This window comes from Corallococcus sp. AB030, from assembly GCF_003668965.1.
Taxonomy (GTDB): Bacteria; Myxococcota; Myxococcia; order Myxococcales; family Myxococcaceae; genus Corallococcus; species Corallococcus exiguus.
On sequence record NZ_RAWQ01000020.1, the window covers coordinates 25,151 to 48,142 of the forward strand.

General features: G+C 68.3%; 18 protein-coding genes. 7 read left to right on the forward strand and 11 right to left on the reverse strand.

Features of this window, described 5'->3' with window-relative positions; all coding sequences use genetic code 11:
* Positions 1-43: 43 nt before the first annotated feature.
* Positions 44-1,027: a GlxA family transcriptional regulator gene (locus D7Y15_RS07515; RefSeq protein WP_158629017.1), complete on the forward strand. Its 984-nt coding sequence runs from the start codon at positions 44-46 to the stop codon at positions 1,025-1,027.
* Positions 1,028-1,077: 50 nt separating this feature from the next.
* Here the strand turns inward: D7Y15_RS07515 and D7Y15_RS07520 are convergent, their stop codons facing one another.
* Together D7Y15_RS07520 and D7Y15_RS07525 are read right to left on the reverse strand one after the other, a co-directional pair.
* The gene (locus D7Y15_RS07520) at positions 1,078-2,496 is read right to left on the reverse strand and encodes a cytochrome P450 (RefSeq protein ID WP_121752132.1); all 1,419 of its coding nucleotides are present in this window, start codon (positions 2,494-2,496) and stop codon (positions 1,078-1,080) included.
* Positions 2,497-2,517: 21 nt separating this feature from the next.
* Entirely contained in the window at positions 2,518-4,548 is a 2,031-nt protein-coding gene (locus D7Y15_RS07525) for a lipoxygenase family protein (RefSeq protein WP_121752133.1), read from the reverse strand.
* A gap of 236 nt (positions 4,549-4,784) precedes the next feature.
* Between D7Y15_RS07525 and D7Y15_RS07530 the strand changes: the two genes are divergently transcribed.
* Positions 4,785-6,848, forward strand: a complete 2,064-nt coding sequence (locus D7Y15_RS07530; protein WP_121752134.1) for a lipoxygenase family protein — start codon at positions 4,785-4,787, stop codon at positions 6,846-6,848.
* A 235-nt stretch (positions 6,849-7,083) separates the two neighbouring features.
* Here D7Y15_RS07530 and D7Y15_RS07535 read toward each other — a convergent pair whose 3' ends face one another.
* Both D7Y15_RS07535 and D7Y15_RS07540 read right to left on the reverse strand, forming a co-directional pair.
* Positions 7,084-8,745: a hypothetical protein gene (locus tag D7Y15_RS07535; protein WP_121752135.1), complete on the reverse strand. Its 1,662-nt coding sequence runs from the start codon at positions 8,743-8,745 to the stop codon at positions 7,084-7,086.
* Positions 8,746-8,898: 153 nt separating this feature from the next.
* Positions 8,899-9,792, reverse strand: coding sequence for a 1,4-dihydroxy-2-naphthoyl-CoA synthase (locus D7Y15_RS07540; protein ID WP_120564234.1), 894 nt, complete (start codon positions 9,790-9,792; stop codon positions 8,899-8,901).
* 87 nt (positions 9,793-9,879) lie between these two features.
* Here D7Y15_RS07540 and D7Y15_RS07545 point away from each other — a divergent pair, with 87 nt between their 5' ends.
* The 3 genes from D7Y15_RS07545 to nth are packed head-to-tail and all read left to right on the forward strand — an operon-like array spanning position 9,880 to position 12,011.
* Positions 9,880-10,197, forward strand: coding sequence for a putative quinol monooxygenase (locus D7Y15_RS07545; RefSeq protein WP_121752136.1), 318 nt, complete (start codon positions 9,880-9,882; stop codon positions 10,195-10,197).
* Between the two features lies 1 nt (position 10,198).
* On the forward strand, positions 10,199-11,365 hold the full coding sequence (locus D7Y15_RS07550; protein WP_121752137.1) for an iron-containing alcohol dehydrogenase: 1,167 nt from the start codon (positions 10,199-10,201) through the stop codon (positions 11,363-11,365).
* Between the two features lie 10 nt (positions 11,366-11,375).
* Positions 11,376-12,011 (forward strand): endonuclease III, encoded by a 636-nt coding sequence (nth, locus tag D7Y15_RS07555; protein ID WP_121752138.1) that lies wholly within the window; start codon positions 11,376-11,378, stop codon positions 12,009-12,011.
* A gap of 4 nt (positions 12,012-12,015) precedes the next feature.
* Here nth and D7Y15_RS07560 read toward each other — a convergent pair whose 3' ends face one another.
* From D7Y15_RS07560 to D7Y15_RS07580, 5 genes are all read right to left on the reverse strand, one after another.
* Positions 12,016-12,801 (reverse strand): hypothetical protein, encoded by a 786-nt coding sequence (locus tag D7Y15_RS07560; protein WP_148712719.1) that lies wholly within the window; start codon positions 12,799-12,801, stop codon positions 12,016-12,018.
* 114 nt (positions 12,802-12,915) lie between these two features.
* Positions 12,916-13,266 (reverse strand): hypothetical protein, encoded by a 351-nt coding sequence (locus tag D7Y15_RS07565; protein ID WP_199745895.1) that lies wholly within the window; start codon positions 13,264-13,266, stop codon positions 12,916-12,918.
* Positions 13,267-13,397: 131 nt separating this feature from the next.
* Entirely contained in the window at positions 13,398-14,354 is a 957-nt protein-coding gene (locus D7Y15_RS07570; RefSeq protein WP_233604856.1) for a DUF1152 domain-containing protein, read from the reverse strand.
* A gap of 1 nt (position 14,355) precedes the next feature.
* Complete coding sequence (locus tag D7Y15_RS07575) at positions 14,356-15,462, reverse strand: hypothetical protein (RefSeq protein WP_121752140.1); 1,107 nt, start codon at positions 15,460-15,462, stop codon at positions 14,356-14,358.
* Positions 15,449-16,390, reverse strand: a complete 942-nt coding sequence (locus tag D7Y15_RS07580) for a hypothetical protein (RefSeq protein WP_120580155.1) — start codon at positions 16,388-16,390, stop codon at positions 15,449-15,451. The genes D7Y15_RS07575 and D7Y15_RS07580 overlap by 14 nt, the downstream gene beginning before the upstream one ends.
* Positions 16,391-16,515: 125 nt before the next feature.
* Here D7Y15_RS07580 and D7Y15_RS07585 point away from each other — a divergent pair, with 125 nt between their 5' ends.
* Positions 16,516-18,180: a M14 family metallopeptidase gene (locus D7Y15_RS07585; protein WP_121752141.1), complete on the forward strand. Its 1,665-nt coding sequence runs from the start codon at positions 16,516-16,518 to the stop codon at positions 18,178-18,180.
* Between the two features lie 126 nt (positions 18,181-18,306).
* Positions 18,307-21,081, forward strand: a complete 2,775-nt coding sequence (locus D7Y15_RS07590; protein WP_158629018.1) for a CHAT domain-containing protein — start codon at positions 18,307-18,309, stop codon at positions 21,079-21,081.
* A gap of 12 nt (positions 21,082-21,093) precedes the next feature.
* Here D7Y15_RS07590 and D7Y15_RS07595 read toward each other — a convergent pair whose 3' ends face one another.
* Positions 21,094-21,987: a hypothetical protein gene (locus D7Y15_RS07595; protein ID WP_126934539.1), complete on the reverse strand. Its 894-nt coding sequence runs from the start codon at positions 21,985-21,987 to the stop codon at positions 21,094-21,096.
* Complete coding sequence (locus tag D7Y15_RS07600) at positions 21,984-22,796, reverse strand: cupin-like domain-containing protein (RefSeq protein WP_121752144.1); 813 nt, start codon at positions 22,794-22,796, stop codon at positions 21,984-21,986. The genes D7Y15_RS07595 and D7Y15_RS07600 overlap by 4 nt, the downstream gene beginning before the upstream one ends.
* Between the last annotated feature and the right edge of the window lie 196 nt (positions 22,797-22,992).

Sequence of the window (22,992 nt, forward strand, 5' to 3'; positions counted from 1 at the left end):
GTGTCCGGATGGACAAATCCGGGGCGGAAACCGACAAACGCGCATGCCTGCCGGGTCCTCGTCGATTCGTGTCGCGGTGCTGGCCCTGGAGGGCTGCGTGGCCTCCAGCGTCGCGGGCCCACTGGACGTGTTCGCCATGGCCAACCGCCTGAGCCGGGACCAGGGCGGTGGAGAACCCTTCACGACGGAACTGGTGGCGCCCCTCGCCGGCCCCGTGCGCAGCTTCCATGGCCTGATGCTGGGCGCCGCGCGAGTGCCGGCCCCGACGGAACGCTTCGACGTCGTCATCATCCCCGCGCTCGTGGGCGACCTGGAGCAACGCGTGGCGAAGCGCTCCACCACGGACTGGCTGGCGGGACAGCACACGCGAGGCGCGAAGCTCGCGGCGGTGTGCGCGGGCGCCTTCCTGCTCGCCGAGGCGGGGCTCCTGGAGGGCCGGGAGGCCACGACCCACTGGGGGCTGGCCCGGGAATTCGCGACCCGCTATCCCCGCGTGGCGCTCAAGCCGGAATTGCTCCTGGTGGACCATGGCGACGTGCTCACCACGGGCGGAATCACCGCCTGCATGGACCTCTGCCTGCACCTGGTCGCGAAGCAGGTCTCCGCGGAGCTGGCCGCGCTTTGCGCCAGGATGCTCCTGGTGGAACCCGGCCGTCGGTTCCTCGCCCCCGACGCAGTGCACGCCACGCCTCGCGACCACGGCGACACCGCCGTGCTGCGCGCCCAGGAGTGGCTGGAGGCCCACCTCTCGGAGCCGGTGACCCTGGCGGGAGCGGCCGGGGCCGCGAGCCTGGGCGAACGCACGCTGCTGCGTCGGTTCCGCAAGGCCACCGGCGATACGCCCCTGGACTATGTCCAGCGCCTACGCATCGAGGCCGCCCGGCGACTCCTGGAGACCACTCCTCGAACCGTGGAGGACATCTCCCAGTCCGTCGGCTACGCCGACACCACGTCGTTCCGCCGCCGCTTCAAGGCTCGCACCGGACTGTCTCCGGGTTCCTACAGGAAGCGGTTCGCGCTGCGCTGATGTGACAAAGAACCCGGTCCTTCAATATCGCGACCGTGATGGCCTCCGTTCTAGGCGCTCCGGGCGCGCACGTCCTCGGATGACGAGGCTGCGCGAGCGACGAGCTTCCCGGTGACGCCCTTCGGCAGCACCACGCCGAAGAAGAAGCCCTCTTCGAAGGGCTCCGTCGAGTCGAGCTGGATCTTCACCCGCGAGGCAATCGTCGCGAGCGCCGTCTTCAGGAACGTCATCGCGAAGTCCGCGCCCACGCACGCGCGCGGACCCCGGCCGAAGGGGAAGAAGTGGCCGCTCCCCAGCGGGTCCCGCGTCGTGCCCCCGTCCAGCCAGCGCTCCGGCTTGAACGTGTCCGGGTCCGGCCAGTGCGCCGGGTCGCGGTGAAGGTGCTGATTCGAGATCATGATCATCGACCCCGCTGGCAACGTGACCCCGGCCAGCTGCGCATCCTTCGACGGCGTGCGCGTCATCACCCGGACCGCCGGCAGGATGCGCAGCGCCTCATACGCCACCGCCTCCACCCACTTCGCGGCGTCCAGCTTCGCGAGCGTCAGCGGCCCGTCCGCCACCAACGAGGCGGCCTCGGCGGCGAGGCGCGCGTCAGCGTCGGGGTACTTGTTGAGCTGGTGGAACGCCCCCACCAGCGTGACGCTGGAGGAGAACGCACCACCGAAATAGGTGCCCCCAAGCATGTGCGCCAGCACCTGATCATCGATGCCCGGCGTCTCCCGCAGGTAGCGGGACATGATGTCCACGGCACGCGGGTCCTGCCGCTTGCGAGCCTCGCGGATGCGGTCCACGAAGTGCCCGTAGAAGCGTGCCTTCACCGCGTCGAAGTCCTTGGGCGGCTTCACGAACTTCAACGGCAGCTTCGACTGGATGCGCGCGTCCGCCGCCCTCGCGAGCAGCATGAAGTCCTCGAACACCTGATCCGACAGCTTCTCCCCCACCGAAGCCACCGAGAACGCGTCGAACGTGAGCCGGCGCAGCGCGGGCGTGAGGTCGATGTGCCTCTGCTTGAGCAGGGCGTCCGCGGACTCGGAAATGGCCGCCTGCATGGGGCCCACCTGATCCGCCAGCCACTCCGTGGCCCACGGCTGCGCGCCGGGCTCCAGTTGGCGCTTCCGGACCCAGTCCCCGCGCAGCTCCGCCGTGAACGCCGTGTCGTCCGTCACCGACGGGCGGATCTGCTCGCTGATGTTCCCCTTCTCGAACTCCATCCGGCGCGGGGACTCGTAGACCTCCGCGATGAGCGCCGGGTCGTTGAGCACCAGCCCGGGGTTGGGCCCCATCCAGATGAGCGTGACGCCGCCGTACTCGCGGCCATAGCGCGCACAGACGTCCCAGGGCGACGCCCCCAGGAAGTCCCCAGCAGTGCCGAGGAGCCCCGGCTGGGGACCGGGCAGCGACGCGAACGGCTTGCGATTCGCGCCGAAGAACAGGTTGAAGATGCCGCGAGAGAGGGCATTGGGCATGGGCGGAGTCTCCTGACGGCGCTAGACGGTGATGCCACAGGGGATGCGGTCGGCCTGCAGGACGGTGTAGGGCACCGCGCTCTTCGCGTTGCGCGCCTTCACGGCCTCGCTCTGCGCGCGCAGCTGGGCGTGGAAGCGGTCGCGGATGGCGATGAGCTCCGGCTCCTGGAAGTAGTCCTCGCGCCAGCCACCCTCGTGGAGCAGGTACTCCTCGTCGTCCCCGAAGCTGGACAGCGCGCGGCCCACCGCCACCTGCCAGAGCATCTGCGTCTTGGAGGGAATCATCGCGTCGATGTCCTTCTCACCCAGGACGCCCTTCTCTCTCGGCGGAGGCTGGCGCATGCACAGGGGCGCGTTGGGCACGAAGGCGTAGTGCTCGTACTGGAGGTAGTTCACCGCCGCGTGCTGGACGCTGACCGTGAAGAGCACCGTGGTGAGGATGTCCGTCAGGTCCGCGACGCGCTTCAGCTCCGCGCAGGGCAGCTTCTCCACCGGGAGGCCGTGCTCGGTGAGGTCCTTCCACCAACGCTGCATGTCGGTGTCGTGCACCAGGTCCTCGTCGGACTTGTAGAAGTGCCCCAGCACACCGCCCACGTACTCCTCCAGCGCCTCCCACAGGAGCAGCGAGTCATCGCGATACGGGTAGTGCGGGAGCACCGCCGGGTCGAGCACGCCACGGCGCTCGATGTCCAGGCGCGGCTTGTTGTCCGCGAGCGTCCAGGCCCTGTACCCCTTCTTGCCCAGGAAGACGTGGCCCTGGTCGGGGCCGCCCGTGGCGATGAGATCGTCGAACACGCCGCCCGCCGCGAGCAGGCCCTTCCGGGCGCCATCGTTGATGGCGAGCGTGTAGCGGAAATGGCGGCGCAGCAGCTTGTAGACGGGGTGCGGGTCCGGGAGGTTGCGCATCGTCGCCATGACGAACGGCTCGGCGACGAAGTGGGTCCGGAGCGCATGCCCCACCATCTGGTGCGTGTTGCCCTCGCTGCACCGGAGGTAGATCTTCGCGGCCAGCCAGTCGTGCGGGCTGTCATTGGGCGTGAACACTGGATCCAGCGCCGGGTCGCGGCCCAGCTGGATGGCGATGGGCCGCAGCTGCCGCGTGTCGTCCAGGTACAGCAGGCATCGGGACGCGGGCGCCCACCGGCGCTCCTCGACGCCGGCCTTGTCCGCCTTCCTGAACATGGGCACGTCGCCCAGGATCTCGAAGTCCAGCAAGAAGACGCGCTTGCCGGCCAGCGCCTGCGGGAGCGTCGTGCCAGGAGCCAGCAGGCCCCGCAGCTCGGAGTCCTGGAGGGGCATTCCTTCCGGCAGCTCGGTGATGGACTGGATGTGGACGGGGCTGATGCCCTGCACGGCCTGCCGGGCGAACTCGATGTCGTCCTGCCAGCGCCTGGCGATGGTTGGCAGTTCGAGGCCCTTGAAGAAGTCGAAGACGTTCACGAGGCCATTCCACGCCTTGCCGAGCACGGGCATGTGCAGCTTGATGGCCGCGAGCGTCTTCGCGATGACGACCTCATAGCTGCCGTCCACGAGGCCCCGGTAGAGCTCGTCCTTCGGCAGCGGGCGCTCCTCCGTGATGTCGAGCGCGCCGGGCAGCCCGGCGGTGGCCTCCGCGGGGCGCCAGGGATACATGCGCTGGCGGGCCTGGAGCAGGTCGTTCCGGGCGACCTTCTCCCGCTCGTGCTGGACCTGCTGGGGCAGCCGGGCGGTGCCTTCGAGGACCTCCGCGGTCGTCCTGGCCAGCACCCAGCGGTAGTACGGGAAGAACCAGTGCTTCCCCAGCGCGGTGACGGTCACCGAGTCGAGGAGCCAGTCGCCCCCGACGCCGCCACCCGCGTTGGAGAACCGGAGCAGGAGCAGGTCTCCCAGGTCCTCGGACCTGACGGAGTAGGCGTCCACCGCGCCGGCCTCGAAGTCGTTGTGGAAGCGCTTGTCCAGGGCTTGCGGCTGGCTCTCGCCCTTCGTCCCCACCAGGACCACGGAGATGGCCGCGTTCGTTCCGGCGCCGAGCTTCGAGCTCGTGCGAATCGTCAGCGTGTATTCGGTACTCATGGATTCTCCCACTACCACGTGGCACGCAAGGTACGCCGGTGGAAGCGGGGCGGACAATGTGCGGAGGCGTCACAGTGCATGCGGAGCATGTGACGAAAGCTGGCTGCCGTGGATCCGCTAGCCACCTGCCCTCGGGGGCGAGGGCGCGAGTATGGGATTGCCGCAGGCATGGTACCTTTCCGCGCGATGAAGCCCGCTTCCCGTCGTCCCCTGGCTGAGATTGAGGCACGGAGCTGATGCCGACCGCATGGCGCCGACTGCTGACCTCCCTGGGGTTCTCATCCAAGGCCGGGGAGCCGCCGCTCCTGGAGGCGGAGGAGCTGGCCCGCTGGTACGCGGGGCTGGGATTGAAGGAGCGGCTGGCGGTCAGCCGTAACCTGGTCAAGCAGGTGCGAGCGCCACGAACGCCGAGGGATCCCGCCACCCTGCCCGCTCGGGCCTGGGGCCGGCTCGTGTTCGAGCAGGACGGACCGCACGGGGCCATCCCCCTGCACCACATCAAGGTGGAGTTGTGGGACCGGGACTTCGGCACGCCGGACGACTTCCTGGGCGAGTCCTTCACGGGCCCGGATGGCGCGTTCGAGATCCGCTACGACCCGTCGGACGCGGGTGAGCGGGACCTGCCGGACCTGGAGCTGCGCTTCTTCGAACCGCGGCACACGTTCCGTCAGGACGGCCGGGTGGTGGAGACGTGGAAGCGCATCGGTTCGGAGCGGGGGCCGGACGACCACGGCGGGAGGGAGTACGACTTCGGGACACTCCGGCTGCCGTACTGGGAATACGACCCGTCGACGCCGCTGGCCCGCCTGCTCGTGGTGGAGGAAGGCACTCCGCCAACGGCCTACGCGCCGGGACGTGCACTGGCGATGCTCAAGGCCGTCGCCCCCATCGAGTTGGTGAAGCGCCAGCACCAGATGCAGATCCGGCTGGGACAGGTGCTGAGCCTCGCGAAGATCCAGGCGGACTACCCGGAGACGATGACGGTCCGGATGGAGCGCGAATCGCCAGGCTCCTCGCGGAGTGATTCATGGTTCGGAGAGCGCCTGCTCAACGGGATGTTCTCCAGCATCCTGGACCGCGACCCGGAGGTGCCGGGGGATGACCAGGCCTTCCGGCTGTATTTGCCCTGGAATGCCTATGAGCAGGACGGCGTCCACTGCCTGCCGGACGTGGACCTCCGGCTGCGGCTGTTGGATGGCAAGCTGATGCCCCAGCGGATCATCCTGGGGATGCGGGAACCCGGAGCAACGGCGCCCGGCTCACCGGTGACTCGCAAGACGTACACGCCCGCGGACGGCGCGGATTGGGAAGCGGCGAAGCGGATGGCTCGCGTGAGCGCGACGCTGGACGTGGAGCTGGGCAACCACCTGGGGCAGTGCCACTTCAACGTGGAGCAGTACGCCATCGCCGCGCACCGGAACCTGCGGCACAACCCCTTGCGCTGGTTGCTCATGCCGCACCTGCGGGAGGTGGTGTTGATCAACCACGCCGCCACCGGATTCCTGGTGGGCCCCACGGGGTACATCACGCGGGCCAGTGCGTTGACGGAAGCAGGCATCCACCAGCGGTTGGAACATCTGCTGGGCAGCTACGACTGGAAGGGCTTCGCGCCCGCGACGCCAGTCTGCGAGGGCCACCGCTACGCACAGGCGGGGCAGTTGTTCTGGAAGCTGCTCGGCGAGCACATCGACGCGTTCTTCGCGGAGCACGGCACTGCGGTGGAGGCGCAGTGGCACGAGGTGCGCCGGTTCTCGGATGACCTGGTCGCGCATTCCGCACCCGCATTCGTGTGCCGCTACCTGCGAGCGACGGTTCCAGGAAGGGAAGCACCGTGGTTCGTGCGCTCGGAGCGCATGGACCTGGGGGCGAAGGTCGCGGAGCCAGCCGCCAAGTCCGTGAGTGCGGTGACACGGACGGATGCACCGCAGGCCGGTGAAGTGGAGGCGCTGAAGCACCTCTGCCGCTACGTCATCTTCTTCGCGACGTTCCGCCACGCCTGGGCGAACAACCTCCAGTGGGAGGACGCGGGAGAGGTCCTGTACTCGTGTCTGGGATTGCGCTGGGGCAAAGGCGGCGCGCTGTCTCCAGAGGAGGACCTGGACGTCGCGCCCACGCCAGACGAAGCGACGGAGATGCTGTGGATCTCCTGGATGCTGACCAAGACGAACTACGGCTTCATCCTGTCCAACGAAGAGGAGGACGTGCATCCCCGGCTACTGGCACTGCTCCGGGCCCGCGCCGCGGAGTTCGCGGCCCTGGGCCTGGATGTCCGGACGGTCAGTTCCCGCATCAACATTTAAGGGCCACCAGCAAGCTTTTCAATCAAAAGTCAACACAATAGCCACACCTTGCAACACGACATAGGAGCCCGAAGCACCACAAGCCATGTTTCGCAGGGTCAAGACCATTCCGTAAACAACAAGTTCGGCAGCCCATTGCCAAGAGCTAACAATGGCTCCAATTCGCACAAATCAGCAGACTTGGAACTACAACTGCTCAACCCGCCCTTCCAAACATCAATCAAATCTCAACACCCTAATCCTCATCGGGGAAAAGGCTCTCCCACTCTCCACCAAGGAATCGGAAGCAAAACTCGGCCGCGGTGAATGCGGCATACTCCTGCCAACCGTCGTTCTTCTGATGAGCGAAATCACAAATAGACTTCAGACACAGAAAAACGGGAGCTGGAGAGACAGTATCAGTGCACGCCCGATGTACAGCATACGCCTCCATCTCAATACCCACAAGCTTGCGCCAATGACTCTTCACATCCGAGACGACTCCCCCATCATCAATAACAGCCGCACCAGATCCCAAAGGCCCCACGTGCAGTCCAAGCACGGTTTGAGGCTTTCTGGCGGGCCAAGATTGATATATACTACTCAGCTCAGAATGCCCACTCTCCCACACCTTAAGCAGCGACCTGAGCCGACTATCAATTGAGAGGGGCGCAGGATCCGGCTGAAAATCAATCGCCCCGCCATTATCAACAACTTTCCCCGCCCCATAATCAAAAGTCGTATCTGCCGCCAATATATTTCCGTATCCCTGTTTTTCGGCACTTGCGCCTGCCGCAATGCCAACCATTGCCACAATTTTCGGGCGAAAACGCATAACCATCTTTGTCGCAAGCACCGCCGCTGCCGAAAGCCCCATTTGATTGGGAGCCCCTGCGACGACCCTCAGCGTTGTTCCTCCCTTCGTAATGTATTCTGTTCTCTCATAAACGCTCGGATCGACGCGACTGGCAGCAACCCGCTCCCATTTTGTTTTGCTCGCAACTCTTACCTTCTCCAATTCGGGCTTATGAAGAGCGCATACAATCACCACATCGACCGACTCATCCTTGGCCTGCGCGCCCAAACCAGCACCGGACATAGCTTTTCCCTTCGCCCTTTCAGAATCACCGGACCGCGGAACTGACTGTTTCTCCGGCTCGCTTGCCTTCTGAATCTCTTCTTTTAGGGCCCCAAGAATCGCTAGCCTTTCCTCGAATTCGCGCATCAAATAGGCCACCGACACACTGCCCCCCACAACATCTATATGAACCAAATTCGGCTCAGTAGGCCCTCGCGCCGCTCTATTCCAATCGCTAATCAACCAAGGGGCATTCTTGTGAACCAACTTAGCCCCATGGCGCCTTAGGCGATCGACTTCTGTCAAGCGCCCCCGATCAATAAACAAGTTCCGCTTAGGACCAAGTACCTTCAAGTAATCTTCAATCAACCGAATTAATCCCTCCACCTCCTTGGTACTTTGCGAAAGCGATGAGCTTCCGATTGCTTGCTCGGCCTCCGCAGGGACTGGCGCAGCCTTTTCAGTGCCACGCGTACTCGTCTCTTCTGAGTTATCAAGCGGCTCAGTCTCCGCCTCATGAAGTTGACACAACTGCCTGAGCCGTCTCTCGGCTTCTTCGGAACCTCGACTCTTTCGAGGTCGTATTGAACCCTCCCCTAATGCCGTGGCAATCAACCAAGACACCTTCCCAGACGGGACATTCTGAACAATCAACCCTGCCAAATCATTAGCGGACGAAAAAACTGGGACACCATCAATCCCAATCTCATCTGCCACTTCCACCAAACGACTCATTCCGAATTTGTCAGACAAGAGCTTGCGAACAATGGCTTCGCCTTCCTTCGTGGCAGGCCATGAATATTCTTTTCCCATATCACAACCCTCCCAGCCTGCCGCCATGGAATCCCATAGTCATTTTCTCATCTAAACAGCAGGCCGGATCAATTTGCGACAACCCCACCAGAAATCAACACGCCATCCTGTCTAAACAAATCAATTTCAAGCAGCGTGGCACCACCCTCACTCGCCTAGGCTGTTGAAACAAAGATTTGCTCAGTACGTCCAGGGGAACCGCTTGAAGTCACGCTTGCGCTTCTGAACAAACGCGTCGCGGCCTTCCTGTGCCTCTTCCGTTCCGTATCCCAGACGCGTGGCCTCGCCCGCGAAGAGCTGCTGGCCCACGAGCCCATCGTCCGGGAGGTTGAAGGCATACTTCAGCATCTTGATGGCCGTGGGGCTCTTGGTGTTGATCTCCGCCGCCCACTCCAGCGCCACCTTCTCCAGGTCCTTGTGCGGCACGGACTTGTTGATGGCGTTCATCTGGAACGCCTCGTCCGCCGTGTAGGCCTGGCCCAGGAAGAAGATTTCCCGCGCCCGCTTCTGCCCCACCTGCCGCGCCAGCAGCGCGCTGCCGTAGCCCGCGTCGTAGCTGGCCACGTCCGCGTCCGTCTGCTTGAACATCCCGTGTTCCTTGCTCGCGATGGTCAGGTCACAGACGACGTGCAGGCTGTGCCCGCCACCCGCCGTCCAGCCCGGCACCACCGCCATCACCACCTTCGGCAGGAAGCGGATCTGCCGCTGGACCTCCAGGATGTGCAGGCGTCCCAGGCGCGCCGGGTCCGCCGCGTCCTCGCCGGGTTCGTACTTGTAGCCGTCCTTGCCGCGGATGCGCTGGTCGCCTCCCGAGCAGAACGCCCACCCTCCGTCCTTCGGCGACGGCCCGTTGCCCGTGAGCAGCACCACGCCCACGTCCGTCATGAAGCGCGTGGCCTCCAGCGCCCGGGCCAGCTCGTCTACCGTCTTCGGACGGAACGCGTTGCGCACCTCCGGCCGGTTGAACGCGATGCGCACCGTGCCCTGATCCACCGCGCGGTGGAACGTGATGTCCTTGAACTTGTGGCCTTCCACCGGCTGCCAGCGGGACGCGTCAAAGAGGTCCGAGACCATGCGCAGTCTTGCTCCGAAAATGGGGGAGTGAACGGCCCGGAACCCTAGCGGTTTCCGCTCGGGGACGCCCGCGCTACCGTGCGCGCCATGTCCACGAGCCTGCTCGTCGTCCATGTCCATGTGCACGTGCTGCCCCAGCACGTCGACGCCTTCCTCCAGGCCACCCTCGCCAACGCTCGCGAGAGCGTGAAGGAGCCCGGCATCGCCCGCTTCGATGTCTGCCAGGACAACGACGACCCCACCCGCTTCGTCCTCGTGGAGGCCTACCGCACCGCCGAAGCTCCGGCCGCGCACAAGGAGACCGCCCACTACCTCACGTGGCGTGACACCGTCGCCCCCATGCTGGCCGAGCCCCGCATCCCCCACCGCTACTCCAACCGCTTCCCCGACGACGCGGCCTGGTGACATGCCCACCGCCCCCTTCGAGTTCGCCACCGCCACCCGCGTCCTCTTCGGCCCGGGTCGCGTCCAGGAAGTCCCCGACCTCGTGCGAGGCCTCGGCTGCCGGAAGGTCCTGCTCGTCACCGGCACCAACCCCGCCCGCGCCGAACCCGTCCGCGCGGGGCTCGAACGGCTGGGCATCCCTTCCACCTCCTTCCGCGTCCCGGGCGAGCCCACCGTCGAACTCGCACGCGAAGGCACCGCCGCCGCCGTGGACTCCGGCTGTGACGCCGTGGTCGCCATCGGGGGTGGCAGCTCGCTCGACGCGGGCAAGGCCATCGCCGCGCTCGCCGCCAACGGGGGCGACCCGCTGGACTACCTGGAGGTCATCGGCCGGGGACAGGCCCTGACGAAACCGTCGCTGCCGTTCGTGGCCGTGCCGACCACGGCGGGCACCGGCTCGGAGGTGACTCGCAACGCGGTGCTGGGCTCGAAGGAGGCCGGCGTGAAGGCCAGCCTGCGCAGCCCGATGATGCTCCCCCGCGTCGCCCTGGTGGATCCGGACCTGCTGGAGCATGCGCCCGCGGACGTGCTCGCGGCCGGCGGCCTGGACGCGCTGTCACAGCTCATCGAACCGTTCCTGTCCATCCGCGCCCAGCCACTCACGGACGCGCTCGCCCGTGAAGGCATGCAGCGTTCAGCGCGCTCCCTGCGCAAGGCGGTGCTGCACGGCCCCGGCCCGGCGGAGCGCGAAGACCTGGCCATCGCCAGCCTCTTCGGTGGCCTGTGCCTCGCCAACTCAGGCCTGGGCGCGGTGCATGGCTTCGCGGCGCCGCTGGGCGGGATGCTCGGCGCGGCCCATGGCGCGCTGTGCGCCGCGCTGCTCGGGGCCACGCTGGAGCTGAACCTGGAGGCGCTGCGCTCGCGTGCTCCGGACCACCCCGCCCTGCCCCGCTTCCGCGAGCTGGCGGTGCTGCTCACCGGCCAGTCCAACGCCCGCGCCGAGGACGGCATCCTCTGGGTGAAGGACCTGGTCCACTCCGTGCGCATCCGGGGCCTGCGCGACATGGGCCTCACCGATGCGGCCATCCCGGAGCTCGTCACCAAGGCCCGCGCCGCCAGCAGCATGAAGGGCAATCCGCTCCCGCTCACGGACGCGGAGTTGACGGCGCTCGTCGAACGGTCGATGTGAGGACCCACCCATGAAACCCGCCGCCCTCGTCCCCGTGGTGCTCGAACGCCTTCGCGAGAAGTACCCCGACGCGAAGTACGAGCTGAACTGGAACACGCCCTTCGAACTGCTGGTGGCCACCATCCTGGCCGCGCAGTGCACCGACGAGCGCGTCAACCGCGTCACCGCCGAGCTGTGGAAGAAATACGACGGCCCCCAGGCGCTCGCGGACGCGGACACCGCGGAGCTGGAGGAGGACTTGAAGCCCACCGGCTTCTTCAAGCAGAAGACCAAGACGGTGCAGGCCATGAGCCGCGCGCTGCTGGACGCCCACCGGGGCGAGGTGCCCGACCGCATGGAGGACCTGGTGGAGCTGCCCGGCGTGGCGCGCAAGACGGCCAACGTCGTGCTCAACACCGCCTTCCAGCAGGCCTCCGGCATCATCGTGGACACGCACGTGGCCCGCGTCAGCCAGCGCCTGGGCCTGACGAAGCAGGAGAAGCCGGAGGCCATCGAGACGGACCTGATGAAGCGGGTGCCCAAGGACGACTGGACCTTCTTCGGCCCCGCCGTGGTGCTGCACGGCCGCTACACCTGCGTGGCCAAGAAGCCCAAGTGCTCGGAGTGCCTCCTCAACGACGTGTGCCCCAAGCTGGGCGTGGCCTGAGCCATCACATGTGCGCGAGCACCACCAGCGTCAGCACCCAGTCCAGCCCGGCCTGGAGGAAGTAGTAGGTGGAGCCGTCCAGCGAGGTGCCAAACCCGGTGCCCAGGTGGCCGATGGGCCCCGCGAAGAACTTCATGCCCACCTCGGCGCCCAGGTTGATGGGGGCGCGCCGCGAGGGCGAGTCATCCAGGTACGGGCCCACCAGCGCCCGGGCATAGGGCGCGAACCAGTTCGTCACGAAGTGCTGGTAGCCCACGGTGGCGTTCAGCGACACCCGCCTCGGGTCCACGCTCGCGTTGACGCCCAACGTCAGCCGCCGCGCCTTGAGCCCCATGGGCTGCACGTTCACGTCCAGCGCCATGCCCATGCCGCCGTCGAACGGGACGCGCCAACCCAGCGCGAACTCCGTCGTCGACTTGTCGATGGACAGCGCCTCGTAGCGGAAGTGCGCCGCGCCCGCCACGTCCCCGCGCGCGTCCTCGAGGTCCGCGAGCGCCAACGTGGCCTCCTCCGACTCCTCGTCATACGCCTTGCGCAGCGGCGACTCCGCGCCGTCCAGGTCGCCCCGCGACAGCCGGTCCCTGCCCTGCGACAGGCAGGCGGACGTGGAGCCCATCGCGCACGCGAGCCCCAGGGCCCGGTCCGCCTCCTCCGTCCGGTTGTCCACCTGGAGCTGCTTCCCCCAGGTCTCGCAGGCCCAGGCGCTCCCGCCGTCGCACTTCTCCTCCAACGTGGGGACGCGCGTCACCTCGCTCGTCGTCACGCACGCCACCGCCAGCAGGCACGGCAACAGGAGCAGCCATCGGACGGAGGACGCATGAGGACCACGGAGGGCTTGGGCCGCAACCATGGTCCACATTCAAACACACCGCCGGGCCGCGGCGTGTCTGCCACGTTGCGTCTTTCAGCGTTCTTCCAGCGGCCCTTCCCCGTCGTGGATGATGCCAGGATTGCGGCCGATGTCCGGCCCGTCCCCGCTGCGCTCGTCGGCCTTCTGTTCCTCGGAGGCCGTGTCGCCCGAGCCGCCTACGCCTTCACGGAAGCCGTCGGCGGCCTCGCGGCTGGACTCGCGGATGCTCTCCGCGGCCCGGCTGGCGCCATGTTGGACGTCCTTGGCGGCCTCGCCTACCTCCTGCCCGGCCTGCCGGGCGTTCTCGTTGACGGCCTGCTGCTGGCGCTCATTGCAGCCGGCCGTAAAGCTCACGGTTCCAATCACACCCAGCACGACGAGCCCGTTGAAGTGGCGTGTCCACATGGTCGTCTCCCCGAGGGTCCCGGCCCTCTGGGGTGAAACGTAGTCATGCCCGCTTCCGGACGAAGTCCCGCTTCCCCGCTCGGAAGGTCTCAAGGCGCTGCTCGCCTGTCAGCCCCCGCCTGCCCGGGTCGCTAGACGGGAATGTCCTCCCACGGCTTCGTGGGGTGCCGGGCGCGGAAGGTCTCGATGCGCGCACTCACCTCCCAGCTGGTGGTCGTGTCCCGCAGCAGGTCCAGGTACAGGCAGCGCCTGGCGACGGCCTCCAGGTCGAAGGCCCAGTACATGCTCATCAGCGGGTTGATCCACAGCTTGCTGCCCTGCGTCCGCGACGTGCGGTGCTGGTCGCCGTAGTCCCCATCGATGGCGCCCACCACGGACAGCGACACGATGCTCGGACGCCGGGCCATCTCCTCGGAGGAGAACATGACCGCCTCGCGGTAGCGGTCCACCTCCGGCATCCCTGGCAGCAGCGCGGTGACGCCCAGGTAGGCCCCGCGCCGGCTCAGGTCCGCGACAGCTTCCAGGTAGTGCGCGTGACAGATGCCGTGGAACGCATCCACGCCGAAGCCCAGGCAGACGATGAGCTTGTCCCGCAGCGTCAGCGAATCCACCGCCGCCAGACTGGAGATGTCCTCCTCCGGTGTGCCCAGCCCGGCCTCATCCCCGCGCATGAGGATGTCCGTGCCGCCGTCCACCAGCACCACCGTGTCAAAGCCCAGCTCCGCCTGCAACGCAGCCCAGGCTGCGCTCAACGGCGCGACCCCGACCTTGTCGAAGCAGTAGATGGAGACGGACTCGCCTCGCGCCTGGAACCAACGGGCGAGCACGCCTTCCGGGAAGTAGTGCGCCGGCCCCTGTGTCTCCGCGCGGACCTCCATCAGACCCGGGGCCACGACGCGTCCATCCACGCGGTCCAGGACCGTGAAGCTCAGGTTCGCCAACGACACGCGCTTGCCCATCGCGCGCAGCCGGAAATACAGCGGCAGGCCGCAGTAGATGTCGAAGCCGCCTCCCGCGCCCGCGAGGAGCACGTGATCCGCACGCTGGAGCCGTTCGAACAGCGGGGATGTGGCCAGGTCCATGGACATGTCAATCCGCCGTCTCTTCCGACGCGTCGTCAGGTTCAGGTGGCGGCTGGGGGAACTCCACCTCGGGGTCGTAGGCATCGCTCTCGTCCATCCCCGTCTCCTCCTCGGCGGGTTCGGCGGTGCTCTCCTCCGCCTCCTCCTCGGGGTCGTCTGCGTCGCTCTCGCCCAGCTGCGACCCGTCCTCGTCGGAAGCCTTGAGGGCCGCGGGCTTGTCGAACCGCAGACGGACCGGCGCCTTCTCCGGCTTCGACTCGCATCCCCGCGCATCGAGGAACACGTCCAGCGCGACCACCTCGTCCCAACGCTGGCTGTCCGAGAGGTCGACCCTTTCGGTGAAGGTCTTTGTCGCCCCGGCCGCCAGGCTGTGCATGCTCAGGTTGTTCGCCAACACGGAGGCCCTGTCCTCGCTCACGTCCTCGTCCGTTCCATACCCCTGGACGCAAACCTGGGCATTGATGCGCCGCCTGCTCACGTTCTTCAGCGTGTATCGGAGTTGGTACTCGTCGCCTTCGCCTCCCTGCCACAGCTTGACGCCGGACAGCTCGATTTCTCCCGGCTCCAGTCTTCCTGGCCGTCGGGGGGCCGGCGCGTCCGCGGAGGCGGGCTCTCCCGTGGCACGCAGTCGCAACGGCTCGCTGGCCGCCTGGAAGTCGGCCCCCTCGCAGCGCCCCCCCTTGACCGTGTACAGCAGCACCGTCAGGACCGAATCCCAGTTCTCCTGCGGCAGGTAGACGTTGTCGTTGAAGACGTCGTCCGTGCCGCCCTTCACGGTGATGCTTCCCAGGTTCCGCTCGTAGGTGACGAAGCCCATCTCGTCGAGCAGCGCCAGGCAGGACTCCCCACGTCCCTGCGCCGTCCCCGGGTTGGTGAGCGTGTACGTGACGTTCACGAAGTGCGGGTTCCGCTTGAGCGTCACGCCGGAGAACTTCAGCGGCTTCGCCACCTTCGCCACCGGCTTCGTTTCCGGGCCCCCCGCCTGGGCCGTGGCCACCACGCCCGCGTCCACCGGCGCGCTCGCCTGGGGCTGTTCCTTCTTGCACCCGGACACCCCCGCGCCGCACAGGAGCAGCACGCACAGGATCCGCACCGGCCAATCACTCCGCATCATGATGAACCTCTTCGCTGCCGGCCTTCTCCGGGAGGGTGACGGGATGGCCCGGGCCGCCTGCCCCTTCCGACATCACGCAGCCATAGGGGCCCACGAAGAAGCGCAGCACCGTCGCCTCCTCCCAGTGTCTGGCGCGATGAAAGGCGACGGGGGCCGTCTGGGTCGACGAAGCCTTCGGGGCCATGTCGAACTCCCCGACCTCGACCTCTTCCAAAGCGGGTGAGCCCTCTTGCGCGTAGGCCCGCAGGCATCCCGCCCCCGAGGTCCGGTGGTCACTCACGTTCTTCACCGTGAAGGTGAGGGAGGGGCCCTCCGGAGTCCCGGCCTGGCGCAGCTGGAGGCCGGACACCTCGAAGTCCTCCGCCAGCGACGCCGGGGGTGGATCGGGCAGCGGTAGGTCCGCGGGCGCGGGGGCTCCCGTCGGGAGCATCCGGAAGGGCTCACTGGCAGGCTTGATGGGCGTGTCGGAGCAGTAGTCGTTGGCCGCCGTCGTGAAGAGCCTCAAGGAGCGGACCTGGTTCCACTTCAGGTCGTCCACGTACACCCGGTCCTCGAACGTGTCCTCCAACCCGCCCTTCACGGTGATGCTCCCCATCCCCCCGACCTCGATGGCCAGCTCATGTGCGTCGAGCAGCATCAGGCACACCTTCTCGCGCGCCTGCGCCGTGCCTGGGTTGGTGAGCGTGTAGGTCACGGTCACTCTGCCGTCTTCCGCGCGCTGGAGCCCCACGTTCGAGAAGCGCAGCGGCTTCCCCCCGTTCGCCACCGTCCCCGCGTCCACCCCCCGGGTGCCCGCGTCCACCACGGCCACGGCCGCCACGCCGGCGTCCACCGTCGCAGGCTGCTCCTTCTTGCAGCCGGCGCCAGACAGCGCCGCGGCGCCCGCCAACAACACGCCCCAGACGTGCCGCTGATCACTGCGCATCATGAGGCCCCCTCCACTGCACAATTTCGTCGGGGTTTCATATGGGACACCGCCACGGCGCGGCAAGACGGCCCCCTATCGCGCGTGCTTGACGCGGCAGGGCCGGAGCGCTCGGATGCGCGGCACCTATGCCCACTCCCAAGCTGCTCACCCGCGCGGAAGCCACCGACTACCAGGAAACGTCCCGCAGCGCCGACGTGGTCGCCTTCGTCGACGCCCTGTGTGCCCAGACGAAGCTCGCCAAGCGCGTGGACTTCGGCCAGAGCGGTGAAGGTCAGCCGCTCATGGCGCTCATCCTCAGCGACCGCAACTGCTTCACGCCGGAGCTGGCGAACAAGCAGAAGAAGATCATCGTGATGGTGGAGGCCAACATCCACGCCGGCGAGGTGGAGGGCAAGGAGACCCTCCAGGCGCTCGCGCGGGACCTCACGCTCACGTCGCTGGGCAAGAAGCTGTTGGACCGGCTGTGCCTCGTGTTCGTCCCCAACTTCAACCCGGACGGCAATGATCGCATCAGCAAGGGCAACCGCGCGCTGGATTTGAAGAACCTGGAGGGTCAGGTGAACCCGCCCGGTGGCGTGGGCATGCGCTACACGGGCGAGGGCTGGAACCTCAACCGCGACAACATGAAGCAGGAGGCGCCGGAGACGCGCGCCATGGCGAAGCTGTACCAGACGTGGTGGCCGCACCTGTTCGTGGACTGCCACACCACCGACGGCAGCATCCACGGGTTCGACCTCACCTTCGACATCCCGCACGGCAACGCGGACCTCATGCACATGTCGCGGGACTTCAACCGCGAGCTGGCCGAGCGCGTGTCCGCCGCCGTGAAGAAGAAGCACGGCTTCGACAGCTTCTGGTACGGCAACTTCCTCAAGGAAGGCGACCCGACCTCCGGCTGGCACACCTACCCCGCGCTGCCCCGCTTCGGCAGCCACTACCGGGGCCTGCTGGGCCGGCTGGACGTGCTGCTGGAGACCTACAGCTACATCGACTTCCCCCGCCGCTGCGCCGTCATCCGCGCGTGGGTGCTGGAGCTCATCCGCGACGCCGCCCGCTACGCCAAGCAGTACCGAGCCGCCACCGGGTTCGAGGAGGCCACCATCATCGCGCGCGGCAAGTCCCCCGACGCGAAGGAATGGGTGGGCATCAACTTCGGCGTCGCCCAGCGCGACGCGGAAGGGGCGCTGGTGTTCGACTACCCGGCCTACGTGCTGGGCAAGGACATCGCGGCCATCAACTCCTTCGACGAGGCCAGCATCCAGGCGCGCCGCTACCCGGGCAAGCGCAAGAAGGTCTACAAGACGCCGCACTACCGCACCTTCGTGCCCACGCAGTCGGTGAGCACGCCGTCCGCGTACCTGGTGCCCGCGTCGCTCGCGTCCCGGCTGGAAGGCCACGGCATCCGCTTCGAGAAGCTGTCCAAGGCGCAGCGCTTCCAGGTGGACAGCTACCGCATCGCCCGCCGCGAGCAGACCTTCAGCCCGGACGTCGCCGCCAACGTGCCGCCCCCTGGCCAGGACGAAGTCCCCTTGAGCCAGAAGCCCAAGCCGGTGCGCTTCGAGACCATCCTCACCGTGGCCCCCGAGCGCTCCGAGCGCGAGTTCCCCGCCGGCACCCTCAAGGTCCCCACCGACCAGCGCACGGGCACGCTCATCACCTACCTGCTGGAGCCGCACTCGGACGACGGCTTCTGCCGCTGGCAGTTCCTGGATGACAGCCTCACGGTGGGCGAGCTGTACCCCATCCACCGCGTCGTGGAGGCCACCCGTCCCCCCCTGAAGGTGGAGTAGGCGTCACACCTCCGGACACCTCCTTGCCCCCGGGTCTGTCATGCCCGGGGGCATTGGCCGTAGACTGGGCCCCGCAGGACCCGCGGAGATGGTGCGGGGGCACGCGGGAGGCCCCGGATGGCTGGCATGCGGCAAACGCCCCCAGGCACGCGCCTTCCGGGGCGCACAGGCGTGGCGCGCGTCTGGGGACTCGTGGCCCTGGCGCTCTGCATGGCGATGGGCTTCGTCGCCGTGCGCGCCTGGAAACAGCGAGGCGCCGGGCCGGAGACGCCCGCGCTGTGGCTCTCGGACGCGGCCCACCGTCCCCTGGAAGTACGGCTGAGCCTCCCCGCCGCGGACGTGTACCGCCCCCATGCGCCCCCGCGGGGACGAGATGTGCTGGCCCCGCCGGTGCCCCTGGGCGCGCTGTCCAGCCTGGAGGAGCGCGGCGACGCGCACGGCGTGGGAGTCAGCTACCTGCTGCATGGCGACACGGAGCAGGGGCTCGCGTACCTGAAGCGCGCGTCGCCCTCGCTGGACCGCGACAGTGACCTGGCCGCCGTCGCCATCCTGCGCGGCCACTCCGACGAAGCCCTGACCCTGCTGGACGCCACGCTGGAGGCCATGCCCGAGCACCCGCAGGCGCGATGGAACCGCGCCGTGGTGGCGCGCGAGCTGGGGCTGACGCTCCTCTCCGCCACGGCGTTCGAAGCGGTGGCCGCGAAGGGCGAGCCCGGCTGGAGCGACGAGGCGCGCGAGCAGGCGCGGACGCTGCGCGCCCGGTTCCAGGCCCGGGCGGATGCATGGAAGGCCACGCGCGAGGCCTTCCACGCCCGGCTGCGCTCGCCCCAGGCGCCCCTGCCGGTGGAGGCCGCGGCCCGCTTCCCGGGCATGGCGCGCGAGTCGTTCTACGAGCTGCTGGCCACGTCGGAGAGTTCCGCTCAGGTGGAGGCCCTGCTGCCGCTCGCGGAGGTGCTGGACCACGCGGCCGGCGGGGGCACCGTGCTGGAGGACACCGTGCGGCGGCTGGCGGTGCAGGACTTCGCGCGCCGGGCGCCGCTCGCGCGGGAGTACGCGAAGCTGGTTCAAGACACGCACCCCACCCCCGCGAGCCTCATCGAACGGCTGCGCCAGGAGCCCACGGCGAAGGACCTGCTCCTGGGCGCGCTGCTGCGGACGCCGGGCGTGGCGCGCACGCACGAGGAACTGCGCGCCCTGACGGTGGGCGAGACGGATCCCTGGATCCTCTCGCGCGTGGAGCAGGAGGGCGCGCGGCTGGACGACCTGTCGGGCCAGGGGACGCAGGCCGGGGACCGGTTGCGGGAAGCGCTGGGCGAGTGCCGCGCGAAGAAGCTGCCCCTGCGCTGCGTGGATCTGCTCATCCGGTTGAGCAGCCGCGCGACCGCGTCGAACCGGCTGGTGGAAGGCGAGGAGTCCGCGAGGGCCGCGTGGCAGGAGGCCGCCGCGCTGGGCGAATGGGAACGCGAGGGACAGGCGCTGGTGATGCTGGCCAACGCGACGCGCTTCCAGGTGCGGGTGGCGCTCTCACGCGCCTATCTCACCGAGTCCCTGGCCCGTCAGCCCGACAACTGCGTGGCGCGCACGCAGGCGCACCGCAACCTGGCCTCGCTGGCGCTGATGCGCTTCCGTCCTCAGGAGGCGCGGCAGGAGATGGAGGAGTCGCTGGCGTGCGGCCAGACGCCCGGGCTCCAGGGCGCGTGGATCCTCGCGGACCTGGCGCGGCTGGCGCCCCGTCCGTCCGACGAGGCACTCCTGATGGCGGAGCTGGCACGGGTGAGTCCGCTTCGCGAGAACGCGGGCCGGCGCGTGCTGGCCACGCTCATCCGGGGACGCTTCGCGGTGGACCGCGACTGGCGCGAGGGCCAGCGGGTGCTGCGGCAGACCATCGCGGAGGCGGAGCCGCTCCTGCGGGTGAACGCGGATGCGCGCGACGCCAGGGCGGTGGCCTTCCAGACGCTCGCGGTGAGCGCGGGCCACGCCGGGGCCTTCCGGGAGGCCATGGACGTGGTGGCCGAAAGCCTCCAGGTGCCCGTGCCGGAGGGCTGCGTGCTGGCTGCGGCGGTGGAGGCGGAGCGCACCGTGACAGTGGTGCGCGGTCCACGCGGCCAGGTGCAGGGCCACTATGACGCATCGCGCACGGTGCCCCTGCGCGATGACCTGACGGGGTTGGTGCCCGGCGAGCTGGTGGAGTTGCTGCGCGACTGTCCCCGCGTGGCGGTGTTGGCCGCGCCGCCCCTGGACAGCCGCGCGGGCATCCTGCCGGTGGAGCTGGCCTGGAGCTACCGGGTCAGCACGGGCGCGCACGCGTCGTCACCCGCGAAGCCGCCCCTGCACGTCGTGGTATCGGATGTGGAGCCGCCCCTGACGCTGAAGCTGGCGCGGCTGCCCTCGGCGGCGGACTTGGACCTGGCGGGTGCGCAGCGGCTCCTGCGGCTCAAGGGCGCACAGGCCACGCCCGAGCGCGTGCTGGAGGCGATGGAGCAGGCCACGGACATCGACATCCACGCGCACGGAATGGTGGACCGCGCGCTGTCGGACGCCACGGTCATCGCGCTGTCGCCGCAGCAGGACGGCCGCTACGCGCTCACAGCGGAGGAGCTGCGCCGTCGGCATCTGCACGGCGCCCCCCTGGTGGTGCTGGGCGCATGCAGCGCGGCCCGCCTCCCGCCCATCCTGCATGAGACGTCATCGCTGCCGCAGGCGTTCGTCGCCTCGGGAGCGAGGGCCGTCTTCGCTGCCACGGCGGAGATCCCCAACGACGCGGGCGCGTTCTTCCGCGCGGTGCGCGAGCGCATCCAGTCCGGAGAAGAGCCCTCCCAGGCGCTGCGAGCCGAGCGCCTCGACTGGCACAAGAAGCAACCCAACATGCACTGGGTGGACAAGGTGCTGCTGTATCAGTAGCGCCCGCGGCCCTCAGTCGCGAGGAGGCAGCGGCGAAGGCTGGGGCTCCGCGTCGGCGTCCCAGGTCACGTTCGGCTCCGGCAGCGCGAAGGCCTCGAATGAGACAGCGACGCCGCCCCCGGGAGCGCTGAAGCCGTACCACCAACCCACCGGCAGCAGCAGGCACTCTCCCGGCGACAGCGTCACGTCCAGGCGCAGGGGTGCGTCGTCAGGCTCCGGCGACGCCAGGGCCATCCGCCGCAACTCGAAGGCCGGAACGAGCTGGAGCCGCCGCTCCCCATGCACCTGCGCCAGCAGCACGTTGCGCCGCGCCGCGCGCAGGGGCACTTCCGCGCCGGGCGGCTCCCACCACAGGCGGGGCTCGCACGCACGAGCGTCCTCCGCCGTGAAGCCCCGAAGCGGCGTCAGCCCCCGGGCCAGGCGTTCCAGCCGCGAGTCCTCGAACAGGGGCACGCAGCACGCGTGCCTCGCCTCGCGCTCGCCCAACAGCGAGGCCACGTTCCCGGGGCTCCAGGCCTCCGGCTCCAACGACGCGCGCCATTCCGTCCGTAGCACCACGGGCAGGTTGTCGAAGTAGTAGCGCTCGAAGAACGCGGCGGGCGTCAGCGCGGCATGACGGTCCACGCGCGGCGGTCCATCCGTCTGCTGGAACAGCTCCGCGTACACGTCCAGCAGCCCCTCCAGCTTCCGCTGCATGCCCACCGCGCGCAGCGCGCCCGCGACGAAGGGCTCCTCCTGCTCCACCTCCACCGCCCGCCGCGCCTGCTCCGCCGACACCCCGGCCTTCTCCAGCGACGCCACCAACTCCTTCGGCGACGCACCGCGCACCAGGTTCTCCACCAGCCACCGCCGCCACTCGGGTGTCAGCGGCGAGGTCCCCGCCTCCACTTCACGCGAAGCTCTCATCGGTGCTCCTCCGGAGGCGTGGCGCCCAGCCAGCCCTCCCGCCAGCAGGTGTTCATCCCAGGTGTCTCTTCGAAGCTCACGAACGTCACCGACAGGCTCGGCTCCACTGCCCGCAGCGCGTGCCACCACCCCACCGGGATGAAGAGCGTGTCCCCCGGCCCCACCTCCACCGTGTGCAATGCCACCCGGGCGAAGTCCGGGAAGCGCTCCAGGTCCGGCGCCAGCACGTCCACCGCGCTGTAGAAGCCGCGCACGTTGGACATCCACGGCGTCTCCCACGACGGCGCCAGCCACACCTGCTTGCGTCCCCACACCTGGCAGAACAGGACGTTGAGATGATCATGATGCAGGTTGGACAGCGTCCCCGCCGGCCCCAGCCACAGGTGCACGCGGTCGGGCCCATGCAGGTCCGGATGGATGTAACCCTCCGGCGCACGCAGGTCCTCCAGCAGCGGCCGGAACGCGTCACGCAACAGCAGGCTGTTCCGAGCCACCAGATACATGTCGTTCGCCGGCGCACCGTCGAACCGCGTCAGCAATTCCCGCAGCGGCACGTCCCGGCGCAGGCGGTCCGCATGCAGGTCCGGCAGCTCCTGCGCATCGCGCCCCGCCATCACCTCCACCGTCTCGTCACCGAAACGCTCGGCCATCCACCCGGGCGTCCACCGCGTTCGCGCCGGCCAGTCCTCCATCAAGCCTTCAATGACAACCGGCCGGTTGCGCCGGTAGTAATCCGTGAAGAATTCCGCTGGCGCCAGCCGGGACCGCCGCTCCACGCGCGACGCGGGCAATGCCTGCCGTCGCGACACCGACCGTGTCTCCAGCAGTGATTCAAGCAATCCCAGACGTGTCGTGAATTCACGCGCCCGCATCACCGCCGGATGTATCTCCGCGGCCCGAATCGTTTCCCAGACAACCTCTGGCGCGATTCCAGCCGTCTCCAGACGGGCCACGAGGCTCTCGGAAGACACCCCACGCGCAAGGTTCTCCGCGAGCCACGTTCTC